Origin of the sequence: Variovorax boronicumulans, from assembly GCF_040544675.1 — a bacterium.
GTDB lineage: Bacteria > Pseudomonadota > Gammaproteobacteria > Burkholderiales > Burkholderiaceae_C > Variovorax > Variovorax boronicumulans_D.
The window spans coordinates 80,963-104,437 of sequence record NZ_JBEPKK010000017.1; the positions used below are offsets into that span (position 1 = coordinate 80,963).

The 23,475-nt window shown below is 67.4% G+C and carries 15 protein-coding genes; 5 read left to right on the forward strand and 10 right to left on the reverse strand.

Annotation, left to right across the window (positions count from 1 at the left end):
- Window positions 1-111: 111 nt before the first annotated feature.
- Together ABIC90_RS23880 and ABIC90_RS23885 are read right to left on the reverse strand one after the other, a co-directional pair.
- Window positions 112-1,218 (reverse strand): ABC transporter substrate-binding protein, encoded by a 1,107-nt coding sequence (locus ABIC90_RS23880; RefSeq protein ID WP_354358574.1) that lies wholly within the window; start codon window positions 1,216-1,218, stop codon window positions 112-114.
- A gap of 189 nt (window positions 1,219-1,407) precedes the next feature.
- A complete protein-coding gene (locus ABIC90_RS23885; protein WP_354358576.1) occupies window positions 1,408-2,520 on the reverse strand; it encodes an ABC transporter substrate-binding protein in 1,113 nt (370 codons plus the stop codon).
- Between the two features lie 175 nt (window positions 2,521-2,695).
- Between ABIC90_RS23885 and uvrA the strand changes: the two genes are divergently transcribed.
- On the forward strand, window positions 2,696-8,653 hold the full coding sequence (gene uvrA / locus ABIC90_RS23890) for an excinuclease ABC subunit UvrA (RefSeq protein WP_354358578.1): 5,958 nt from the start codon (window positions 2,696-2,698) through the stop codon (window positions 8,651-8,653).
- Window positions 8,654-8,694: 41 nt separating this feature from the next.
- Here the strand turns inward: uvrA and ABIC90_RS23895 are convergent, their stop codons facing one another.
- From ABIC90_RS23895 to gabT, 8 genes are all read right to left on the reverse strand, one after another.
- On the reverse strand, window positions 8,695-10,215 hold the full coding sequence (locus ABIC90_RS23895; protein WP_354358580.1) for a hypothetical protein: 1,521 nt from the start codon (window positions 10,213-10,215) through the stop codon (window positions 8,695-8,697).
- 182 nt (window positions 10,216-10,397) lie between these two features.
- Window positions 10,398-11,876: an NAD-dependent succinate-semialdehyde dehydrogenase gene (locus ABIC90_RS23900; RefSeq protein ID WP_354358582.1), complete on the reverse strand. Its 1,479-nt coding sequence runs from the start codon at window positions 11,874-11,876 to the stop codon at window positions 10,398-10,400.
- A 37-nt stretch (window positions 11,877-11,913) separates the two neighbouring features.
- Entirely contained in the window at window positions 11,914-12,873 is a 960-nt protein-coding gene (gene speB / locus ABIC90_RS23905; RefSeq protein ID WP_354358584.1) for an agmatinase, read from the reverse strand.
- Between the two features lie 11 nt (window positions 12,874-12,884).
- On the reverse strand, window positions 12,885-13,703 hold the full coding sequence (locus ABIC90_RS23910) for an ABC transporter permease (RefSeq protein ID WP_354358586.1): 819 nt from the start codon (window positions 13,701-13,703) through the stop codon (window positions 12,885-12,887).
- A gap of 22 nt (window positions 13,704-13,725) precedes the next feature.
- Window positions 13,726-14,982: an ABC transporter permease gene (locus ABIC90_RS23915; RefSeq protein WP_354358588.1), complete on the reverse strand. Its 1,257-nt coding sequence runs from the start codon at window positions 14,980-14,982 to the stop codon at window positions 13,726-13,728.
- Window positions 14,983-15,003: 21 nt separating this feature from the next.
- Window positions 15,004-16,032, reverse strand: a complete 1,029-nt coding sequence (locus ABIC90_RS23920; protein WP_354358590.1) for an ABC transporter substrate-binding protein — start codon at window positions 16,030-16,032, stop codon at window positions 15,004-15,006.
- Window positions 16,033-16,093: 61 nt separating this feature from the next.
- Window positions 16,094-17,197, reverse strand: coding sequence for an ABC transporter ATP-binding protein (locus ABIC90_RS23925; RefSeq protein WP_354358592.1), 1,104 nt, complete (start codon window positions 17,195-17,197; stop codon window positions 16,094-16,096).
- A 28-nt stretch (window positions 17,198-17,225) separates the two neighbouring features.
- A complete protein-coding gene (gabT, locus tag ABIC90_RS23930) occupies window positions 17,226-18,518 on the reverse strand; it encodes a 4-aminobutyrate--2-oxoglutarate transaminase (RefSeq protein WP_354358594.1) in 1,293 nt (430 codons plus the stop codon).
- 164 nt (window positions 18,519-18,682) lie between these two features.
- On the opposite strand from gabT, the gene ABIC90_RS23935 reads away from it, so the two are divergent.
- From ABIC90_RS23935 to ABIC90_RS23950, 4 genes are all read left to right on the forward strand, one after another.
- Entirely contained in the window at window positions 18,683-20,095 is a 1,413-nt protein-coding gene (locus tag ABIC90_RS23935; RefSeq protein ID WP_354358596.1) for a PLP-dependent aminotransferase family protein, read from the forward strand.
- Window positions 20,096-20,218: 123 nt separating this feature from the next.
- Window positions 20,219-21,268 carry an ornithine cyclodeaminase gene (locus ABIC90_RS23940; RefSeq protein ID WP_354358598.1) on the forward strand — a complete coding sequence of 350 codons (1,050 nt, stop codon included), beginning with the start codon at window positions 20,219-20,221 and terminating at the stop codon, window positions 21,266-21,268.
- A gap of 39 nt (window positions 21,269-21,307) precedes the next feature.
- The gene (locus ABIC90_RS23945) at window positions 21,308-22,354 is read left to right on the forward strand and encodes a histone deacetylase family protein (protein ID WP_354358641.1); all 1,047 of its coding nucleotides are present in this window, start codon (window positions 21,308-21,310) and stop codon (window positions 22,352-22,354) included.
- Window positions 22,355-22,457: 103 nt separating this feature from the next.
- A complete protein-coding gene (locus tag ABIC90_RS23950; RefSeq protein WP_354358600.1) occupies window positions 22,458-23,426 on the forward strand; it encodes a Bug family tripartite tricarboxylate transporter substrate binding protein in 969 nt (322 codons plus the stop codon).
- Window positions 23,427-23,475: the final 49 nt, after the last annotated feature.

Below are 23,475 nucleotides of genomic sequence, written 5' to 3' on the forward strand. Positions count from 1 at the left end.
ACGCCGGGTTCATTCGCGAAACACCGCGGAACCGGCTTTGCCGGGCCTCAGGTGTTGCCCCCGGTAGGGGGAAGGAGAAGCGACACGAAGTGCGCGAAGCCTGGGGGCGAGCTACCTTTTAAACCGGCCTTCGCTCACGATCGACAGGTCGACATAGTCGATGCCCGAGTGGTCCGTCGGTGAGTAGCTCACGTCGAGCCCGCCGCCCAGGTCGTACTTGAACCTGTTGAGCGTGGCGATGAGCTTCGCGCGCGTGGGCCGGGGGCCGGCGCGGCGCAGCGCCTCCACCAGCACTTTGGTGGCCACGAAGCCTTCGAGCAGCGCGGGCGACAGCTCGCTCTGCCCCCTGGCCCTGGTGAGCGCCAGCGCTTCCTTGATCAGCGGATGGCCGAACGCGCGCTCGTACGGAAGCACCTGCGTGACGATCACGCCCGCGCCGGCCGGGCCCAGTTCCTTGATGAAGCCCGAGGACGCGTTGTTCGACAGCGTGACGACCTGCGCCGCCGAGCCCGCGGCCCGCAGCGCCTTCACGCCGTCGGTCACCGCGGTGCCCGAGCCGATCCACAGCACGGCCTGCGGGTTGGCCTGTACCAGCTGCGGCACGATGCGCGCGAAGTCGGGCTTGCTGCGGTCGGCCAGCACCAGCGCCGCGGGCTTGAGCCTGGCTTTGTCGAAGGCCCTGCTCGCGCCTTCCATCGCGTCCTTGCCGAAGGCGTCGTCCGCCTGGACCACGGCGATGTGCCGGATGCCGGTGGTGTTCAGGTGCTGCACCGCCTTCTCGGCCTCGCGCTGGTAGGTCGAGCGCACATTGAAGATGTGCTTCTGCAGGGGCTTGTGCAGCACCATCGCGCCGGTCGAAGGGCCGATCAGCGCCACGCCGTATGCGTCGAGCAGCGGAATCACCGCGATGGTGTTGGGCGTGCCGCGGTTCAGCAGCAGCGCGAGCACCTTCTTGTCCTCGATCAGGAAGCGGGTGTTTTCCAGCGAGACCCCGGGGTCCAGGCCGTCGTCCAGCCGGATCACCTCGATCTGCTCGCCGTGGATGCCGCCCTGGGCATTGACCTGGTCGATGAGCAGCTGCGATCCCAGAATGGTTTCCTTCACGCCGGCGGCCGCCGGGCCCGAGAAGTCGGCCGACTGGCCGATCAGGATCTGGGCCGACGCCCCGGTCGCTGCCAGGACCAGCGCAGCAGCGCATGACGCGAGCACTGTCTTCATCGAATAAAAGCCTTTCCGCGAGGCTTCGATTTGAACCTCTGTCGCAGGATGTGCGATCTGTTGCTGCGCGCGATGTTCGCCTGCTCCCGCAAGCCCTGTCAAACCTTTGTTTTCAAGCCAGAAAAAGCAACGGCCCGCCGGTGGTGCCGGCGGGCCGTTGCGGGAAGGGGCTGTCGGGGAGCGCGGGGCTCAGCGCTTGAAGCGTCCCTCGCTGATGATCGAGAGGTCGGCAAAGTCGATGCCGCTGTGGTCCTGCGGCGTGTAGCTCACTTCGAGCCCGCCGCCGAGGTCGTAGTTGCGCAGGCCTTCGAGCGCCGCCAGCATCTTGGCGCGCGTGGGCTTGGGACCCGCGCGGCGCAGCGCCTCGACCAGCACCTTGGCCGAGGCAAAGCCTTCGAGCGCGGCCGGGGAGAGTTCGGCCTGGCCCTTGGCGCTGGCTAGCGCGAGCGCCTCCTTCACCATCGGCTGTCCCAGCGACCGCTCGTTGGGGAACACCTGCGTGACGATCACGCCGCGGCTGGCGTCGCCCAGTTGCTTGATGAACCCGGACGAGGCGTTGTTGGACAGCGTCACCACCTGCGCGGCCGAGCCTGCCGCGCGCAGCGCCTTGATGCCGTCGACCACCGCGGTGCCCGAGCCGATCCACAGTACGGCCTGCGCGTTGGCGGCCGCGATGGCGGGCACGATGGTCTTGTAATCGGGCTTTTCGCGGTCGGCCGGGATGGTCACCGTCGGCTTGGCATTGCCCTTGGTGAAGCCGGCCATCGCGCCTTCGAGCGCATCGCCGCCGAACGAGTCGGTCACGTACACCACGGCGATGCGCGTGAGGCCGATGGTCAGCAGGTGCTGCACCGCCTTTTCAGCCTCGCGCTGGTAGGTGGCGCGCACATTGAACACATGCCGCTGCAGCGGCTTGTGGAGCGCCATCGCGCCGGTGGAGGGGCCGATCAGCACCACGTCGTTCTTGTCGAGCCACGGGATGATGGCCTGCGAGTGCGGCGTGCCGCGGCTCATGAACAGCGCGAGCACCTTCTTGTCCTCGATCAGCACGCGGGCGTTGTCGGCGGCGCGCTTGACGTCGAAGGCGTCGTCCATGCGCACCACCTCGATCTTCTCGCCGTGGATGCCGCCCTGGGCGTTGGTCGCATCGATCAGCAACTGTGCGCCGCCGATGGTTTCGTTGACGCTGGCGGCCACCGAGCCCGTCATGCCGGCGGTCTGGCCGATCAGTATCTGGGCCGAGGCGCCCGTGGCCGCCAGCGCGAGCAGGGCGGCGCCGCAGAGCGCGCGCATCTTGGTCATGGGAACCTTTTCGGACATGTTTGTAAATTAATGAAAACAAATGCGCTATTTGTTTCCGAAAGCGGCTTAAGGGACATCCGGACAAACCCCTGCGCGGGCACCAAGCATGTGGCGCAGTGCACGAATGCGTCACCAAGCTCTTCCTAGAATGTTTGCCCCACCCCCCAAGGCACTCATGACACAGGGCTCCATCCGGATTCGCGGCGCGCGCCAGCACAACCTCCAGAACCTCGATCTCGACATCCGCACAGGCGAGATGACCGTGGTCACCGGGCCCAGCGGCTCGGGCAAATCGAGCCTCGTGTTCGACACCCTCTATGCCGAAGGCCAGCGGCGCTATGTGGAGACCTTCTCCGCCTATGCGCGCCAGTTCCTGGACCGCATGGACAAGCCGGCCGTCGACAAGGTGGAGGGCGTGCCGCCCGCCATCGCCATCGACCAGACCAACCCGGTGCGCTCCTCGCGTTCCACGGTGGGCACGATGACCGAGCTGAACGACCACCTGAAGCTGCTCTACGCCCGCGCGGCGCAGCTCTTCGACCGCGAGACCGCGCTGCCGGTGCGCCACGATTCGCCCGACAGCATCTATGCGCAGATCGCCGAGCGCGCGGGTGCGGCTGGCGATCCACGGCTGGCCGTTACCTTTCCGGTCGAATTGCCTGCGGGCACATCGGCGGAAGAAGTGACGCAGTGGCTCTCGGCCAGCGGCTTCACGCGCGTGCAGTCCGAGCGCGAAGTGGCCACGCCCACCGGCCCGCGCAAGGTGCTCGACGTGGTGGCCGACCGCTTTCGCATCTCGAGCGCCGAGCGTTCGCGCGTGGTGGAGGCCATCGAGGTGGCGCTCAAGCGCGGCAGCGGGCGGGTGACCGTGTATGCCACGGGCACCGATGAGAACGCCCAGGCGGACGTGTGGAAGTTTTCGACCGGCCTGCATTGCCCCGAAAGCGACATCCGCTACACCGACCCGATCCCGTCGATGTTCTCGTTCAATTCGGCCGTGGGCGCCTGCGACACCTGCCGCGGCTTCGGCCGGGTCATCGGCGTCGACCTGGGCCTGGTGATTCCGAACGACAAGCTCACGCTACGCGCCGGCGCGATCAAGACCATCCAGACCCCCGCATGGAAAGAGGCGCAGGACGACCTCATGCGCCACGCCGAGGCCGCAGGCATTCCGCGCGACACGCCCTGGAACAAGCTCACCGAGGAACAGAAGCATTGGGTGATCGAGGGCACGCCCAACTACAAGGAAGGCAACTGGAACAAGCAGTGGTATGGCGTGCGCCGCTTCTTCGGCTACCTGGAGAGCAAGGCCTACAAGATGCACATCCGCGTGCTCTTGTCCAAGTACCGCAGCTACACGCAGTGCCCGACCTGCAGCGGTGCGCGGCTCAAGCTCGACAGCCTGATCTGGCGCATCGGCAGCAAGGAAGATGCGGATGCGGTGCTGCCGTCTGAAAAGCGCTTCATGCCGGCCGGCGTGAAGTGGACGCGGGCGCAGCTGGAGGCGTTGCCGGGGTTGTGCCTGCATGACCTGATGCTGTTGCCGATCGAGCGGCTGCGGCGGTTTTTCGACCGCATGAGTGTGACTCCCTCCCCTTCCGGGGGAGGGCAGGGGTGGGGGAACGCGGCCTCTGCAAAGGCTGTGGCGGTGGTGGAGGCCGAGAGCCCCCATCCCAACCTTCCCCCGGAGGGGGAAGGAGCAAGACAGGGCGAAGCACAAGCCCTCAAGCTCCTCTTCGAAGAAATCACCACCCGCCTGCGCTACCTGCACGACGTCGGCATCGGCTACCTCACGCTCGACCGCCAGAGCCGCACGCTCTCGGGCGGCGAGGTGCAGCGCATCAACCTCACGACGGCTCTCGGCACCTCGCTGGTCAACACGCTCTTCGTGCTCGACGAGCCCAGCATCGGCCTGCATCCGCGCGACATGAACCGCATCACCGAGGCCATGCTGCGCCTGCGCGATGCGGGCAACACGCTGGTGGTGGTCGAGCACGATCCGGCCGTGATGCTCGCGGCCGACCGCGTGATCGACATGGGCCCCGGCCCCGGCATCCGCGGCGGGCAGATCGTGTTCGACGGCACCACCGACCAGCTGCGCGACGCCGACACGCTCACCGGCCAGTACCTGGGCGGGCGGAAGAAGATCGGCATGGGCTTCAAGCGGCTGGTGAGCGAGAACACGCACCGGCTCATCCTCGAGGGCGCGCGTGAGCACAACCTGCAGAACGTGACCGTCGAATTCCCGCTCGCGCGGCTGGTGTGCGTCACCGGCGTGAGCGGCTCGGGCAAGTCGACGCTGATCCAGGACGTGTTGGCGCCCGCGCTCATGCGCCACTTCGGCAAGGCCACCGAAACGCCCGGCGCGCACGACCGCCTGCTGGGCGCCGATCACCTGGGCGATGTGGTCTTCGTCGACCAGTCGCCCATCGGCAAGACCGCGCGCTCCAACCCCGCGAGCTACGTGGGCGCGTGGGACGCGATCCGCGAAATCTTCGCCACCGCGGCGCTCTCGCGCCAGCGCGGCTACACCGCGAGCAAGTTCAGCTTCAACTCCGGCGACGGGCGCTGCCCGACCTGCGGCGGCTCGGGCTTCGAGCATGTCGAGATGCAGTTCCTGTCGGACGTGTACCTGCGCTGCCCCGATTGCGACGGCAAGCGCTACCGCCCTGAAATCTTGGAAGTGCGCGTGGAGCGCAAGGGCAAGAGCTACAACGTGGCCGACGTGCTCGACCTCACCGTGGCCGAAGCAGCCGGGGTGTTCGAGGCCGACCGTGACGTGCTGCGCGTGCTGCAGCCGATTTCCGATGTGGGGCTCGATTACGTCAAGCTCGGCCAACCCGTGCCCACGCTCTCGGGCGGCGAGGCGCAGCGCCTCAAGCTCGCGGGCTTCCTCGCCGAGGCCGCGAAGAGCGCGACCGCGAGCAAGCAGTCGGTCGCCCGCAAGGGCACGCTGTTCCTGTTCGACGAGCCGACCACGGGCCTGCACTTCGACGACATCGCGCGCCTGATGCGCGCGTTGCGCAAGCTGCTCGATGCCGGCCATTCGCTGATCGTCATCGAGCACAACCTGGATGTGATCCGAGCGAGCGACTGGTGCATCGACCTCGGCCCCGAAGGCGGCGAGGGCGGTGGCAAGGTGGTGGCCGAAGGCACGCCCGAGCAGCTGCGCGAGAACCGCGCCTCGCTCACCGGCGCGGCGCTGGCCGACTACGAGCTGGCCATCGGCCCCGAGGCCTACAAGGTGGCCGAGCGCGCGGCGCGCCGCTACATCGCCAACGCGAAGACGGCGCCCGGCAGCAACGCCATCGAAATCGTCAACGCGCGCGAGCACAACCTGAAGAACCTCAGCGTGAACATCCCGCGCGGCAAGTTCAGCGTGGTGACGGGCGTGAGCGGCTCGGGCAAGTCGACGCTGGCTTTCGACATCCTGTTCAACGAAGGGCAGCGCCGGTATCTCGAATCGCTCAATGCGTATGCGCGCAGCATCGTGCAGCCGGCGGGGCGCCCCGAGGTCGATGCGGTGTACGGCATTCCGCCGACCGTCGCCATCGAGCAGCGCCTCTCGCGCGGCGGCCGCAAGAGCACGGTGGGCACCACCACCGAGGTGTGGCATTTCCTGCGCCTGCTGTATGTGAAGCTGGGCATCCAGCACTGCATCCACGACGGCGCCGCCGTGCAGCCGCAGACGCCCGACAGCATCGCCGCGCAGCTGATGCGCAACTTCAAGGGCCAGCACATCGGCCTGCTTGCGCCGCTGGTGAGCAACCGCAAGGGCGTGTACACCGAGCTGGCCGACTGGGCGCGGCCGCGCGGCTTCACGCACCTGCGCGTGGATGGCGACTTCTTGCCGACCACGGGCTTTCCGCGCATCGACCGCTTCAAGGAGCACAGCATCGAGCTGCCCGTGGCCAGCCTCGACGTGCTGCCATCGAAGGAAACCGAACTGCGCGAGGCATTGACCCGCGCGCTGGAGCACGGCAAGGGCGTGGTGCATGTGCTGAGCCAGCTCGACGGCCTCAGGGCCGCGATGATGGCCGGCGTCTCGGCGGCGGGCATCGGCCGCGTCAACGTGTTCTCCACGCTGCGCGCCTGCCCGGTGTGCAGCACCAGCTATGCCGAGCTCGACCCGCGCCTCTTCAGCTACAACAGCAAGCACGGCTGGTGCCCCGACTGCGTGGGCACGGGCGTCAAGCTCAGCAAGGACCAGCGCAAGGTTTTCGACGACTCGATCCGCGACGACGACAGCAAGGGCCGCGAACAGACCTTCGCCGAGCCCGAGATCGAAGACCTGGCCGACACCGCCTGCCCCACCTGCCACGGCACGCGCCTGAACGCGACGGCGCGCGCGGTGAGCTTCGGCGCGTCGCTGGCCGACGGCACGGGCGGCATCGGCATCACCGAGCTGGCGCGCATGAGCGTGACCGAGGTGCGCCAGTGGTTCGAAGGCCTGGCGCTCACCGGCCGCGAAGCCGAGATCGCACGCGACTTGGTGCCCGAGATCAAGAGCCGCCTCGAATTCCTCGAAGAGGTGGGCCTGGGGTATCTGACGCTGGACCGCGGCGCGCCCACGCTCTCCGGCGGCGAGGCACAGCGCATCCGCCTCGCGGCGCAGTTGGGCAGCAACCTGCAGGGCGTGTGCTACGTGCTCGACGAGCCGACCATCGGCCTGCATGCGCGCGACAACCAGATCCTGCTGAACGCGCTGCACAAGCTGGGCGACAAAGGCAACACGCTGGTGGTGGTGGAGCACGACGAAGACACCATCCGCCGCGCCGACCACATCATCGACATCGGTCCGAGTGCCGGCAAGCGCGGCGGGCGGCTGGTGGCCGAGGGCTCGGTGGCGGACATCGAGGCGGCGGGTGAATCGCAGACCGGGCGGTATCTGCGGGATGCGATCAGGCACCCATTGCAGGCGCGGCGCCTTGTCCCTCTCCCTCCCCTCCCGGGGGAGGGCCGGGGTGGGGGCACGACGGCCTCCGCGAAAACCTCTGGCCGTGCAAGCGCCGCGAGCCCCCACCCCAACCCTCCCCCGGGAGGGGAGGGAGCAAGCCAAGGAGCGGGCGCCGATGCATGGCTCACCGTACACGGTGCCGACCTGCACAACCTGCAGAACCTGACCGCCACGCTGCCGCTGCACCGCCTCGTGGTGGTCACCGGCGTCAGCGGCTCCGGCAAGTCCACGCTCGCGCGCGACGTGCTGCTGGCCAGCGTGCAGGGCATCGTGATCCAGCGCATGACCAAGGCCGGCCGCGATGCCGATGCCGCGGGCAAGCGTGCGGCCTGGTCCGGCTGCAGCAAGGTCGAGGGCTACGAGTCCATCGACCGCGTGCTCGAAGTCGACCAGACCCCCATCGGCAAGACGCCGCGCAGCTGCCCGGCCACCTACATCGGCTTCTGGGACACCATCCGCAAGCTCTTTGCCGACACGCTCGAAGCCAAGGCGCGCGGCTACGGCCCGGCGCGCTTCAGCTTCAACACCGGCGAAGGCCGCTGCCCGGGCTGCGACGGCGCGGGCGTGCGCACCATCGAGATGAGCTTCCTGCCCGATGTGAAGGTGCCCTGTGAGGTGTGCCACGGCGCGCGCTTCAACCCCGAGACGCTGGCGGTGAGCTGGCGCGGCAAGAGCATCGGCGACGTGCTCAAGATGGAGGTGGACGAGGCGGTCGAGTTCTTCGCGGCCATGCCCAACATCAGCCATCCGCTGCAGTTGCTGAAAGACGTGGGGCTGGGCTACCTCACGCTGGGTCAGCCCTCGCCCACGCTTTCGGGCGGTGAGGCGCAGCGCATCAAGCTGGTGACCGAATTGGCCAAGGTGCGCGACGACATCACCCGCCGCGGCCAGAAGGCGCCGCACACGCTGTACGTGCTCGACGAGCCGACCGTGGGCCTGCACATGGCCGACGTCGAGAAGCTGATCCACGTGCTGCACCGGCTGGTGAACGGCGGCCACAGCGTGGTGGTGATCGAGCACGACCTCGACGTGATCGCCGAAGCCGACTGGATCATCGACCTCGGGCCCGAAGGCGGCAATGCCGGCGGGCGCATCGTGGCGGCGGCGCCGCCGGAAGAGGTCGTGCGGCTGGGCACGCACACCGGCGTGGCACTGAAGCCGGTGCTGACGCGCTGAAGGTTGGCAATGCGGAGGCCCGAAGCCTCTGTGCCACCTAGTCAGTATTGCAGCGCGTATCCAAGGAGCCACTCCATCGTTCCGTTGCCCTCGCAGTCAGCCTGGTTGGATGCGAAATGGTGGACCTTGGTGGCATTGAAGCAGCGGTACAGCGGGACCGTGTTCGGTTGCGGCGATTGGAATACCCAGCCGGCAGTTCTCAACCGTGTGTAGCCGCTGCAGGTGCCGTGGTTTGTCAGCAGGTTGTCGGGATGACCGGGCCAATTGCTGGTGCATTCCTCGAGTTGGCTCGACGCAAACTGCGACGGTGCCTTCGTCATGAGGTAGCCCAAGGACTTCTCCATGGCGAAGGAAGTGAAATTTCCGGGAACCGGAGCAACGGTGCTGCGCATGTCGTTTGCAGCTGCGTTGTACCAGCGAGTCAGCGCAACGCCCACTTGGGGACTGCCAGGCGTGGCTCCCACCGTCATGGTGACATCACGGAACACCAAATAGCGCTTGTCGAAGCCCTCACCGGGTTGCAAGTAAGTGTGGGTCACCAGGAACGGACTCACGAATTGATTACTGCTGTCTTGGTTGCTCAGGATGCTGAGATAGGCGAACAGATCTGACTGCGCGGTGGTCGTGGCTCGGTCCCACTGCTGGTAGTCCGCCACCCAGAGCGGCTCCTTCAAGCGTGTGAAGTTGGTCTTGTCCGAAGAGAAGGAAATCTTGACGCCACCGAATCCATTGTTCTGACCGGGAGGGTAGTTGATGGAATCGGAGGCCAGAAGAACCATTTGGTTTTGCGAAATCCAGCGCCCTGAGCCCATACCCAGTATGGCGTCCGTCGCGTTGCCAGGGGATGAAGTGTCAGCCGCAAGAAGGGCCGTTGCACGTCCCGCCAGGCCAGGTTCCGTCCAGGTGCCTCCGAACCACTTTTTCCAGTTCCCCGCTTGCGGTGAAGTGACCGGTGCGCGAGCGACGATGGTTCGCCAATCGGAAGCTCGCAGGCAATATGCGTAGTAGTAGCTGTCTCCACCGTCTGCCACAGTGCAATCGCCCTCGCCCGTGATCTTGTTTGGCGCGAACGTGTCTGATCCCGAGATGATCTGTTGCGGTGTCGTCCATGACACGCCGCTATCGGCAGACGTCGAGTAAGCCATCGACTTGCGCGTCTGGCCGGCGTTGTAGTTGCACTGCGTCTCGGAATGGACAAATCCGTGAATCAGGCTGTTGGGCAGGCGTTTAGTGTCGGCAAGCCAGCGGCCGCAATCGGAAAACCCGTCGGCAGTTCCGCCGTTGAGCGTCGGGATTGGTGTTGTTGCACCTCCCATGCTCCATGGTTCAAGGCCTGTCGCATGGTTGCTGATGCCGTTTCCGGAAAAGCCGCGCCGCTCGTTGTTGGACAGCTTGACCTGGTTAAACGTCGTGTCCAGATCGCTTGCTGCCGGCCCCCGCACCACCAGAGGCCTGCCCACCCGAATACTGACGCAGTCGATGCAGAGTGATTGGGACGTTGCCTCACTGAGAAACGAAAAGCTCAGGATCGATAAGAGTAGGGCTTTGCGCCGGATTCGCATAAATAAGGTCCTCCCCAGGAGTTGATCATCGGACAAACACCCGGGGCATGAAGCGCGGACCGGGCAAGCGTTAGATTAGCGTTTCCTGGCAGCTCCGAAAACCTTGCCGACCACACGAAGCGATGTGGTCGGAATGCACATCGGTCTCACGTCAAACCGATGCGGGCAGGCCATGACTTCCCCTATCGTTGGATGTCGCCCAGGCAGAGGTACTTGATCTCCACGTAGTCGTCCATGCCGTGGTGCGAGCCTTCGCGCCCCAGGCCCGACTGCTTCACGCCGCCGAAGGGCACATGCTCGGTGGCGATCACGCCCGCGTTGATGCCGACCATGCCGTATTCCAGCGCTTCCGCCACTCGGAAGATGCGGCCCACGTCGCGTGTGTAGAAGTAGCTCGCCAGGCCGAACTCGGTGTTGTTCGCCGCGTCGATGCCGTCCTGCTCGGTCTTGAAGCGGAACACGGGCGCGAAGGGGCCGAAGGTTTCTTCGCGCGCGCACAGCATGTCGGCGGTGGCTTCGGAAACCACCGTCGGCTCGAAGAACTGGCCCTGCATCCTGCGGCCGCCCGCCAGCACCTTGCCGCCCTTGGCGACGGCGTCGGCCACATGGCGCTGCACCTTGTCGATGGCCGCCTCCTCGATCAGCGGACCCTGCACCACGCCTTCGTCGAAGCCGTTGCCCACCTTGAGCGCCTGGACCCTGGCCGCGAATTTCTCGACGAAGGCGTCGTAGATGCCGTCCTGCACATACAGCCGGTTCGCGCACACGCAGGTCTGGCCGGCGTTGCGGTACTTGCTCGCCATGGCGCCTTCGACGGCGGAGTCCACATCCGCATCGTCGAACACCAGGAAGGGCGCGTTGCCGCCCAGTTCCAGCGACAGCTTCTTGACCGTCGGCGCGCACTGGCTCATGAGGATGCGGCCCACTTCGGTGGACCCGGTGAAGCTCAGATGGCGAACGACGTCGCTCTCGCACAGTTCCTTGCCGATCGCGATGCTGTTTTCGCTGTCGGCCGTGAGCACGTTGAGCACGCCCGCCGGAATGCCGGCGCGCACCGCCAGTTCCGCCGCGGCCAGCGCGGTCAGCGGCGTGAGTTCGGCGGGCTTGATGATCACCGTGCAGCCCGCGGCCAGCGCCGGCGCCACCTTGCGGGTGATCATCGCGAGCGGAAAATTCCACGGCGTGATCGCCGCGCACACGCCGATGGCCTGCTTCATCACCAGCAGGCGGCGGTTGTTGTCGAACTGCGGCAGCACCTCGCCGTTCACCCGCTTGGCCTCCTCGGCAAACCATTCGACGAAGCTCGCGCCGTAGGCGACCTCGCCCTTGGCCTCGGCAAAGGGCTTGCCCTGCTCGGCGGTCATCAGGCGGCCCAGGTCTTCGGCGTTGGCGATGAGCAGGTCGAACCACTTGCGCAGCACGATGCTGCGCTCCTTGCCGGTCTTGCCGCGCCAGGCGGCCAGCGCCTTGTGGGCGGCGGCGATGGCGTGCACTGCGTCCGCCCGGGTGAGGTTGGCCACATCGACCAGCTTGAGGCCGGTGGCCGGGTCGTTCACGTCGAAGCGGCCGGCGCCCGCGATCCATTCGCCGGCGATCAGCGCGTCGGTCCTGAGCAGGGTCGGGTCGTTCAGCAGGGCGAGGGGGGAAGTCTGGGTGTCCATGGTGTGGTTTTGTCTCGGAATGAAATGGGTAGCGGTGTCAGCGAAAGGGCACGCCAGGAAGCACGCACAGCATCTCGTAGAGCAGGTTGGCGCCGAGCAGCGCGGTGTTGCCGCTCGTGTCGTACGGCGGGCTCACCTCCACCAGGTCGGCGCCCACCACGTTCAGGCCGCGGCAGCCGCGCACGATCTCCAGCGCCTGCGGCACGGTGAGCCCGCCGATCTCGGGCGTGCCGGTGCCGCCGGCGAACGAGGGGTCGATGCCGTCGATGTCGAAGCTGATGTAGACCGGATGCGTGGGGCCGATGCGCTCGCGCACCTGCACCATCAGCGGCGCGAGCGACTGGTACCAGACCTCGTGCGCCTGCACCACGGTGAAGCCCTGCGCGCGTGGCCAGTCGAAATCGTCCGCCGCATAGCCGGTGCCGCGCAGGCCGATCTGCCAGACCTTGTCGCAAGCCAGCAGCCCTTCTTCGACCGCGCGCCGGAACGGCGTGCCGTGCGCGATGCGCTCGCCGAACATGTCGTCGTTCACGTCCGCATGCGCATCGACATGCACCAGCGCGACCGGGCCGTGCTTTCGCGCCATCGCGCGCAGGATCGGCAGCGCGATGGTGTGGTCGCCACCCAGCGTCAGCGGTGCGCAGCCGGCGGCCAGCACCGTGTCGTAGAAGGCCGAGATGATGTCGATGGACTTTTCGAGCGAATAGGTGTTGATGGGCACATCGCCCAGGTCGGCCACGTTCAGTTTGTCGAAGGGCGCGGCGCCGGTGGCCATGTTGTAGGGCCGCAGCAGCGCCGATTCGGCGCGGATCTGGCGCGGCCCGAAGCGCGCGCCCGGCCGGTTGGAGGTGCCGATGTCCAGCGGCACGCCGATGAACGCCGCATCCAGCCCCTCGGGCGAGGGGGCCGCAGGCAGCCGCATCATCGTGCCGGGGCCGGCGAAGCGCGGCATCGTGTTGCCGCCGAGCGGCTGGTTCGGGGTGGTGTTGGTCGGCATCGCAGGGGGCTTCAGCGCCGCCGACCGCGCAGCCATTCGAGCGTCAGCAGCAGCGTGGTGGTGAAGATGATCAGCAGCGTCGCCACGGCGGCGATGGTGGGTGAGATGTTCTCGCGGATGCCGGTGAACATCTGGCGCGGCAGCGTGACCTGGTCGGGCCCCGCGAGGAACAGCGTGACCACCACCTCGTCGAACGAAGTGGCAAAGGCGAACAGCGCCCCCGAGATCACGCCCGGCGCGATCACCGGCAGCGTGATGCGCATGAAGGTCCTGAACGGCGTCTCGCCCAGGCTCAGCGACGCGCGCACCAGGTTCTGGTTGAAGCCGGCCAGCGTGGCGAGCACGGTGGTCAGCACGAAGGGTGCGCCCAGCGCCGCATGCACCACGATCAGCCCGAAGTAGGTGTCGGCGAGGCCAATGGGCGCGAAGTAGAGGTACGTGGCAACGCCCACCACCACGATGGGCACCACCATCGGCGAGATCAGCACGCTCATCAAGAGGCCCTTGAAGGCGAAGTTGGTGCGTGACAGGCCCACCGCCGCCAGCGTGCCCAGCACGGTGGCCAGCACCGTGGCGGCCGGCGCGACGATGAAGCTGTTGCGCGCCGCCCGCGCCCACTCGGGCGACTCGAAGAGGTTGCGATACCAGCGCAGCGACCAGCCGGGAATCGGGTAGGCCAGGAACGAGCTGTCGGAAAACGACAGCGGAATCACCACCAGGATGGGCGCCAGCAGAAAGGCCAGCACCGCGACGCAGCCCGCGCGCACCGCCCACCAGCCGAGCTTGTCGGCGAAGGTGGCGTAGGCCGGAAAGTGAGGGAGCTTGAACATGCGTGTGTGTCTTTCGTGCGGTTCAGCCGAGGCTCAGCTCGGCCTTGCCGATGCGGCGGTACACCGCATACAGCAGCAGCGTGGCGACCAGCAGCACGGCGCCCAGCGCGCAGGCCATGCCCCAGTTGATTTCCACGTTGGTGTAGCGCGCGATGTAGTAGCTGAGCATCTGGTCGCTCGCGCCGCCGAGCAGCGCCGGCGTCACGTAGTAGCCGATGGCCAGGATGAAGACCAGCAGCGCACCCGCGCCGATGCCCGGATAGGTCTGCGGCACATACACGCGGAAGAACGCCGCCAGCGGCGAACTGCCCAGCGACACGGCCGCCCGCAGGTAGGTGGGCGGCACGCTCTTCATCACGCTGTAGAGCGGCAGGATCATGAAGGGCAGCAGGATGTGCACCATCGCGATGATCACGCCGGTGCGGTTGAACAGCAGCGCCAGCGGCTGGTCGATGAGGCCGATGCCCATGAGGCCGCGGTTGACCAGCCCCTCGGATTGCAGCAGCACGATCCACGCGGCCACGCGCACCAGGATGGAAGTCCAGAAGGGCACCAGCACCAGGATCATCAGCACGTTGGCCTTGCGCGCCGGCAGCGTCGACAGCCACCAGGCCAGCGGATAGGCCAGCAGCAGGCAGAAGAAGGTGACCACGGCGCTGATCCAGAAGGTGCGCAGCAGGATGCCGGAGAACGCGCGCTGGTCGGGCGGCATGCGCGCCACGTCGCCGGCCGCGTCGCGCCGCAGGTCGACCGAGGCAAGCAGGTAGTCCGGCGTCCAGCGTGAGCCGTTCTTGGCAATCGCCTGCCAGTACGGCGCTTCGCCCCAGCGCGGATCGATCTCCAGCATGCGCGCCTTGACTTCTTCAGGCGTGCCGGCGATCGGCAGCGCGCGGAAGGTGCCCATCACCAGCGAACGGGCGCCCGCGATCTCGGTGTTGAGGCGGCGCGCCAGGGCGCCCGCGTCGGAGCTGTCGGGCAGCTGGCCGAGGTCGGCCGCGATGGCGGCATAGGCCGCCGGCGCGGGCGCCTCCTTGCGGTTCCAGCCGTCGAGCGCGCGCACGGTGCGCGGCAGCGCGTTGGCCACTTCAGGGTTCTCGACCGCGCGCTGCAAGAGCGCCACGATGGGCACCAGCAGCGTGAGCAGCAAAAACACCAGCAGCGGCACCGTGAGCGCGAAGGCGCGCCACTTGCGGCGGGCGTCGGCGCGCGCCAGCGCACGGCGCAGCTCGCCGGGCGGTGCCTCCGCCGAACCGAGGGAAACAGTCGTTGCCGCGTGCATGGCCTCTTTCGCGCCCGCTCGTTACTGCGTGGCCCAGGATGCGAAGCGCTTCTCCAGCGCCTCGCCCTGGTCGGCCCAGAAGCCGACGTTGAACTGCAGCGCATCCTTGGCATTGGCCGCCGAGGTCGGCAGGTCGGCCAGCACCTTGGGACTGAGCGCAGCCAGGGCCTTGGTGTTGGTGGGGCCGTAGGCGATGTTCTGCGCGTAGACCGACTGGTTGGCCGGCTGCATCGCGAACTGGATGTACTTGAGCGAGGCCTCCTTGTTCGGCGCGCCCTTCGGGATCACCAGGTAGTCGAGGTCGTAGATGCCGCCCGGCCAGTAGATCTTGAGGTCGCGGCCTTCGCGGTTGGCCGCGTCGATGCGGCCGTTGTACACGGTGGTCAGCACCACGTCGCCGGCCACCAGGAACTGCGGCGGCTGCGCACCGGCTTCCCACCACTGGATGTTGGGCTTGAGCTCGGTGAGCTTCTTGAAGGCGCGGTCGGCGCCGTCCTTGGTGGCCAGCACCTTGTAGACATCGGCCGGCTTCACGCCGTCGGCCATGAGCGCGAACTCCAGGTTGTAGCGCGCGCCCTTGCGCATGCCGCGCTTGCCGGGGATCTTCTTCACGTCCCAGAAGTCGGCCCAGCTGCTGGGCGCGGTCTTGAGCTTCTCGCCGTTGTAGGCCATCACGGTGGACCACACGAACAGGCCGACGCCGCAGTCGGTGACCGCGGCGGGGAGGAAGTCGGCCTTGTTGCCGATCTTGGAATAGTCGAGCTTCTCGAACAGGCCCTCGTCGCAGCCGCGTGCCGCATCGGGCGACTCGACCTCGACCACGTCCCAGGTGACCTTCTTCGTCTCGACCATGGCCTTGATCTTGGCCTGCTCGCCGTTGTATTCGACCGGGATGATCTTGGTGCCGGTCTTCTCGTAGGGCTCGTAGTAGGCCTTCTTCTGGGCATTGGCGTTGGCGCCGCCGAAGTTGACCACGGTGAGCTGCTGCTGGGCGAGGGCCGGCAGCGCGAAGCTGGCGGCGACGGTGCAGGCGAGGAGGGTCTTTTTCATGGGGAAGTCTTCCTGGGTGATGAAGTAAAGAGGAGCTTGTGCGTGAACAGCGGGGCCGGGTTCAGGGGGCGTAGATGCGCACATGCGCCATCGGAAATTCGAGCACCACCGCTTCGCCGGCCTGCGGCGCGGCGGCACCGTCGAGGCCGTCCAGCGGCAGCTTCACGGTGGCTTCGGCCTGGCCGTCGCCAACGCCGCACAGCAGCCGCAGGTGGTCGCCGAAGTAGATGACGCGCGACACCCGGGCGGCGAGCATGTTGGCGCCGGGTGCGTCCTGTGCGGCCGGGCTGCGGTGCATCACCACCCGCTCGGGGCGGATGCAGGCCTCGACGGCCGCGCCCGCTGCCGCGCCGCCGACGTTGAGCCCCTGCAGCACGCGGCCGTCGGGCAGCGTCATCCCGGCCTGCTCGCCGCCGTGGGCCAGCTGGCCCTTGAGCACGGTGTTGTCGCCGACGAAGCCGGCCACGAAGCGGTTGGCCGGTTTTTCGTACAGGCCGTCCACCGTGTCCAGCTGCTGGATCACGCCTTCGTTGAACACCGCGACGCGGTCGCTCATGGTGAGCGCCTCGCCCTGGTCATGCGTCACGTACACGAAGGTCACGCCCAGCTGGCGGTGCAGGTCCTTGAGCTCGATCTGCATGTGCTCGCGCAGCTGCTTGTCGAGCGCGCCGAGCGGCTCGTCCATCAGCACGAGCTGGGGCTCGAACACCAGCGCGCGCGCCAGCGCCACGCGCTGCTGCTGGCCACCCGAGAGCTGGCCGGGCAGGCGGTCGGTCATGCCGCGCAGCTGGACCATGTCGAGCGCGCGCTGCACGCGGCGCTGCTGTTCGTCCTTCGGCACCTTGCGCACCGTCAGCGGATAGGCCACGTTCTGGCCCACGCTCAGGTGCGGAAACAGCGCGTAGTTCTGGAACACCATGCCGAAGTTGCGCTTGTGCGGCGGCACGCCGGTGATCTGCTTGCCGTCGAGCAAGATGTCGCCCGAGGTCGGCGACTCGAAGCCCGCCAGCATCATCAGCGTGGTGGTCTTGCCCGAGCCCGAAGGCCCGAGCAGGCTCAGGAACTCGCCGCGGTGAATGTCCAGGTCGAGCTGGCGCACCACCAGGTGTTCGCCGTCGTAGGTCTTCTGGACGCGCTGGAAGCGCACCAAGGGTTCTGCGGTCATGGAGGATTTCAGCAAAAGGATCGTTCGGTCAGCGCAGCGCGGCGAAGCTGTCCGCGAGAAGCGCCAGGCCTTCGTCCACAAGCAAGTCGGATGCCGTCAGCGGCACCAGCACGCGAACGACGTTGCCGTAGGCGCCGCACGACAGCAGGATCAACCCGCGCCGCGCCGCCTCCGCGACCACCTTCCGGGTCAGCGCGGCATCGGGCCGCGCGGTGTCGCCTTCTTCGAACAGTTCGATGGCCACCATGGCGCCCAGCCCCCGCACGTCGCCGATGGCCGGCACGTCGGCTGCGATGCGGCGCAGGCCGGCGGTGAGCCGCTCGCCCATCGCGCGGCTGCGGGCCAGCAGCTGTTCTTCGTCGAACACCTTGAGCACCGCCAGCGCCGCGGCGCAGCCGATGGGACTGCCGGCATAGGTGCCGCCCAGGCCGCCGGGCGCGGGGGCGTCCATCACCTCGGCGCGGCCGACCACGCCCGAGATCGGGAAGCCGCCCGCCATCGACTTGGCGGTGGTGATCAGGTCCGGCGCCACGGGCCACTGCTCGCTGGCGAACCAGGTGCCGGTGCGGCCCGCGCCGGTCTGCACCTCGTCGGCAATGACCAGGATGCCATGGCGGTCGGCCAGCGCGCGCAGGCCTTCGACGAAGTCGTTGGGCGCCACGTAGAAGCCGCCCTCGCCCTGCACCGGCTCCAGGATGAAGGCCGCCACGCGTTCGGGCTCGATGTCGTTCTTGAACAGCAGTTCGACCGAATGCAGGGCATCGTCCACGCTCACACCGTGCAGCGCATTCGGGTACAGCGCATGGAACACCTCGCCCGGGAAAGGGCCGAAGCCGATCTTGTAGGGAGCCACCTTGCCGGTCAGGCCCAGCGTCATCATCGTGCGGCCGTGGTAGCCGCCGTTGAAGGCAATGACGCCGGGGCGCCGGGTGTGGGCGCGGGCGATCTTGACCGCGTTTTCCACCGCTTCGGCCCCGGTGCTCAGGAAGATCGACTTCTTCGCGAAGTTGCCCGGCGCCAGCGCATTCAGGCGCTCGGCCAGCTCCACATAGGGCTCGTAGGCCACCACCTGGAAGCAGGTGTGGGAGTAGAGGTCGACCTGCGCCTTGACCGCAGCGCCGATCTCCGGGTGGCAATGGCCGGTGTTGAGCACCGCGATGCCGCCGGCGAAATCGATGTAGCGGCGGCCCTCCACGTCCCACAGTTCGGCGTTGGCGGCGCGGCTGACGAAGATTTCGTGGGCCTGCCCGACGCCGCGCGCGACGGCCGCGCTGCGGCGTGCCATGAGAGCGGCATTGCTGAGGTGGGGTTCGCGTTTCATGGGTACGGCCTGTGCATTGAAGAAGGAATGACGGCACTCTAGGTCGCGCGAATCGATCCAGCCATGTACACCGGAAGTGATCGCCGGCGGGACTGTACTGGTCTTGTATCCTGTACATACTTTCCTCAATATGGTGCAGGCCGGACCGCTGCAGACGCCTCCCGATGCTCATTCTTCGCCCCGAACAGCCGACACCGCTGGTCAGCCAGATCGTGGAAGGGCTGCGCGGCCTGATCGGCGCGCAGAAGCTCAAGGCCGACACCAAGCTGCCGTCGATCCGTGCCTTTGCCTCGGCCCATGGCGTCAGTGTCTTCACCGTGGTCGAGGCCTACGACCGGCTGGTGGCCCAGGGCCTGCTGGTGTCGCGTGCCAACGCGGGTTTCTTCGTCAAGCGGCGCAGCGAAGACAGCGGCGCCGGTGCGGCCAGCGCACCGCGGCCGGACCCCCGCTTCGATGCCCGCTGGTACCTGCAGCAGATCTTCGAGAACCGCAATCTCCCGCTCAAGCCGGGCTGCGGCTGGCTGCCGCACGACTGGCTGTTCGAGGACGGCATGCGCCGGAGCCTGCGCCACCTGGCTTCCGAAGGCGCCGACATCGGCGGCTACGGCCTGCCCTTCGGCCATATGGCGCTGCGCATGGCGACGGCCGAGGCGCTGTCGGAGCAGCAGATCGTGGTGGAGGCTGGCCAGGTCCTGCTGACCCAGGGATCGAGCCAGGCGCTGGACCTGGTCGCGCGCCGCCTGCTCAAGCCGGGCGATTCGGTGCTGGTGGACGACCCGGGCTATCCGAACCTGATGTTCATGCTGCGCTTCCTGGGCGTGGAGATCATCGGCGTGCCGCGCATCCCCACGGGCTACGACATGCCCGCGCTCGAGGCGCTGCTCGCGGTGCACCGGCCCAAGGCCTTCTTCACCCAGCCCCGGCTGCAGAGCCCGACCTGCTCGATGGCCTCGCTGCCGCAACTGGTGCAGCTGCTCCAGCTGGCGCAGGCGCACGATTTCACGCTGGTCGAGAACGACATCTATGCGGAGATGGATGCGTCGATGCGTCCTTCGCTCGCCAGCCTCGGGCAACTGCGCCACGTGGTCTACGTGAGCAGCTATTCGAAGACCATCTCGCCGAACATCCGCGTCGGCTACGTGGTGGCGCAGCCCGAGCTGCTCGAAGACCTGGCGCAGCTCAAGATGGTCTCGGGCCTCACCTCGTCCGACATCACCGAGCGCCTGGCCTTCAGCACCGTGACCGACGGCCGCTGGCGCAAGCATCTCAAGGCCCTGCGCGACCGCCTGGCGCAGGCGCAGGGCAGCGTCGCGAGAAAGCTGAACGGGCTGGGCTTCGAGCTTTTTCATGAAGCCGCGGCCGGCATGTATTTGTGGGCCCGGCACCCGGACATTGCCGACAGCGCCGAGCTCTCGAAGCGCGCCGCGACGGAAGGCATCATGCTCGGCCCGGGCCAGTTGTTCCTGGTCCATCCGCGCACGACGGGCTGGCTGCGATTCAACGTGGCCTTCAGCGAGGACGAGCGGCTCTGGCGCTTTCTGGAGCGCAGTATCGAGGAAGAGCGCAGGTTCGACTGACAGGGCGCGCAAGCAGGCGCACAATGGCCTGAACCCTTGGCGCAGGCGCATCCTGAATCAGCCATGTGGAGTGAACATGTGATCGGATGAAGCGCCGCGCCGGGCTACGCAAGGAGCCTCGCCATGACCCGCTTCATCGATGTTCACAGCCTGGTTCGCCTGGTGGACGAAACCGGCGTTCCGCAATTCCTCGAGGCGCTGGCCGACGCGCTGCGCGACGACTTTTTGCGCTGGCGCGAGTTCGACAAGAAGGCGCGCGTTGCCAGCCACTCGCACCTCGGCGTGATCGAGCTGATGCCGGTGGCCGACGACGGCGCCTACGCCTTCAAGTACGTCAACGGCCATCCGCACAACACCCAGGTGGGGCTGCCCACCGTCATGGCTTTCGGCGTGCTGGCGGAGGTCGACACGGGGTACCCGGTGCTGCTGTCGGAGCTCACGCTCACCACCGCGCTGCGCACGGCCGCCACCTCGGCCATGGCCGCCAAGGCGCTGGCCCGGCCCGCCTCGCGCAGCCTGGCGCTGATCGGCAACGGCTCGCAGAGCGAGTTCCAGGCGCTGGCCTTCCACGCGCTGCTGGGCATCGAGGAAGTGCGCGTGTTCGACACCGACCCGCACGCCACCGACAAGCTGGTTCGGCATCTCTCGGCCTGCACGCCGCTGGAGATCGTGCGCGCGCGTTCGGTGGCCGAAGCCGTGCGCGGCGCGGACATCGTGACCACCGTCACCGCCCACCAGGGCCGCGCGACCGTGCTCACGCCCGAGATGATCGAGCCGGGCATGCACATCAACGCGGTGGGCGGCGATTCGCCGGGCAAGACCGAGCTGCATCCCGACGTGCTGTGCATGGCCCGCGTGTTCGTCGAGTACGAGGCGCAGACCCGCGTCGAGGGCGAGATCCAGCAGCTGGACCCCGACTTTCCGGTGCACGAACTGTGGAAGGTGCTGATCGGCGAAGTGCCCGGGCGCGAAAGCGACGAGCAGGTCACCGTGTTCGATTCGGTCGGCTTTGCGCTGGAGGACTACACCGCGCTGCGCTACATCCACCAACTGGCCATCGAGCGCGGCATCGGCCAGCGGATTGCACTGGTGCCCGAGCTCGACGACCCGAAGGACCTGTTCGGGCTCACCGCGTCCGGCAGGCGCCGGGCGGTGCTGCGGCGTGCGGCATGATCGGCGGCTTCCGCAATGCCGATCCTGTTTTTCTTCTTCATGCTCACCATCTACAACGACCAGCACGCACTGCACCAGGGCAAAGTCGAAATGTTCCGTGGCGAACTGGTGCCCTGCTTCGAGGTGCCGGCCCGCGTCGACCATGTGAAGCATGAGCTGGAGCGCCGCGGGCTCGGCCCGTTGCAGGCGCCCGATGCGCTCGACGATGCGTTGCTCGCGAAGGTGCATGCGCCGCGCTACCTCGACTTCATCGCCGGTGCGTGGGACGAGTGGGTGGCGCTCGATCCGGCGAATGCATCGCGCGACGCGCTCCCTTCGTACTGGCCCACGCGCGGCATGCGCACCGATGTGCTGCCGCAGAGCTTTCCGGCGCGGCTGGGGCTGTTCTCTTTCGATGCGGGCACGCCGCTCACGGCCGGCAGCTGGGCCGCCGCACGGCAGGGCGCGGCCTGCGCGTGGACGGCGACGCAGCGCGTCCTTGCCGGCCAGCGCTCGGCCTTCGCGCTCACGCGGCCGCCGGGTCACCACGCGGGAAGCGATTTCTTCGGCGGCTACTGCTTCATCAACAACGCCGCGGTGGCCGCGCAGGCGCTGCGCGATGCGGGCGTGGAGCGCGTGGCCGTGCTCGATGTCGACTACCACCACGGCAACGGCACGCAGGCCATCTTCTATGACCGGAGCGATGTGCACTTCGCGAGCCTGCACGGCGATCCGTTCACCGATTACCCGTATTACCTCGGCCACGCCGACGAACGCGGCGCCGGCGAGGGCGAAGGCTTCAACCACAACCTGCCGCTGCCGCGCGGCACCGACTTCGCGGCATGGCGCGCGGCGCTGAAGACGGCGCTCGACGGCATCGCAAAAGTAAAGGCGGGCGCGCTGGTGGTTTCGCTGGGCGTCGACACCTTCGAAGGCGACCCCATCTCCGGCTTCAAGCTCAAGAGCGACGACTACCTGCGCATGGGAGAAGACCTCGCGCGCGCAGGGTTACCCACGGTGTTCGTGTTCGAAGGCGGCTATGCGGTGGCGGAGGTGGGCGTCAACACGGTGAACGTGCTCGAAGGCTTCGACCAGGCTGCCGGCTGAGGCTGGGAGCAACCTGCGCGACAGCAGTCGGGTGAGCCCCGATTGCCCGGCCCGGCGGGGCAAGGCCCAATGCGCGGTTGTTCACGTTCTCAGGAGCCCCGCCATGTCCCGCCGTTCCCTTCTCTGTGCCGCCACGCTCGCCGCGTGCGGTGTTGCTTTTCCGCTGGCGGCATTTGCCCAGGCGTTTCCCGCCAAGCCCATCAAGCTGGTCATCGCCTTCCCCGCGGGCGGGCCGACCGACATCACGATGCGCCAGCTTGCCGACAACGCGAGCAAGATCATTGGCCAGCCGGTCATCGTCGACAACAAGCCCGGCGCCGGCGGCACGCTGCCCGCGCAGGCGCTGCAGACCGCGCAGCCCGATGGCTACACCGTCGCGCAGATTCCGCTCGGCGTGTTTCGCCTCGGCTACACCACCAAGATCAACTGGGACCCGCTCAAGGACATCAGCTATGTGCTGAACGTGACCGGCTATGCCTTCGGCATCGTGGTGCCGGCCGACAGCCCGTTCAAGACCTGGGCCGATTTCGTCGCCTACGCCAAGGCCAACCCCGGCAAGCTCACCTACGGCTCCACCGGCAACCTGACCAGCCCGCACCTGACGACCGAAATCATTGCGCAGCAGGCCGGCATCCAGCTGCAGCACGTGCCCTACAAGGGCAGCGCCGACCTGATGCTCGCCGTGGTCAGCGGCCAGCTGATGGCCGCCGCCGACAGCACCGGCTTTGCGCCGCAGGTCGAGGCCGGCAAGCTGCGCGTACTCAACACCTGGGGCGACAAGCGCCTGGCCAAGTTCCCCGATGCGCCCACGCTCAAGGAGCTGGGCTACGACATCGTGCAGAACTCGCCCTTCGGCATCGGCGCACCCAAGGGCACGCCGCCCGAGGTGGTGAAGAAGCTGCACGACGCGTTCAAGCAGGCGATGGAAGAGCCGAGCTATGTGGCCTCGCTCGGGCGCTACGACATGCTGCCGAACTACATGAGCTCGGCCACGTACACCAAGTTCGCGCAGGACACGGTGGTGAAGGAGAAGGTGGTGATCGAGAAGCTGGGGTTGGCGAAGGGCTCTTGATCCGTCAATAGCGCACGGTTAATGTTTAAAAAATCCGATTTTTTAAACA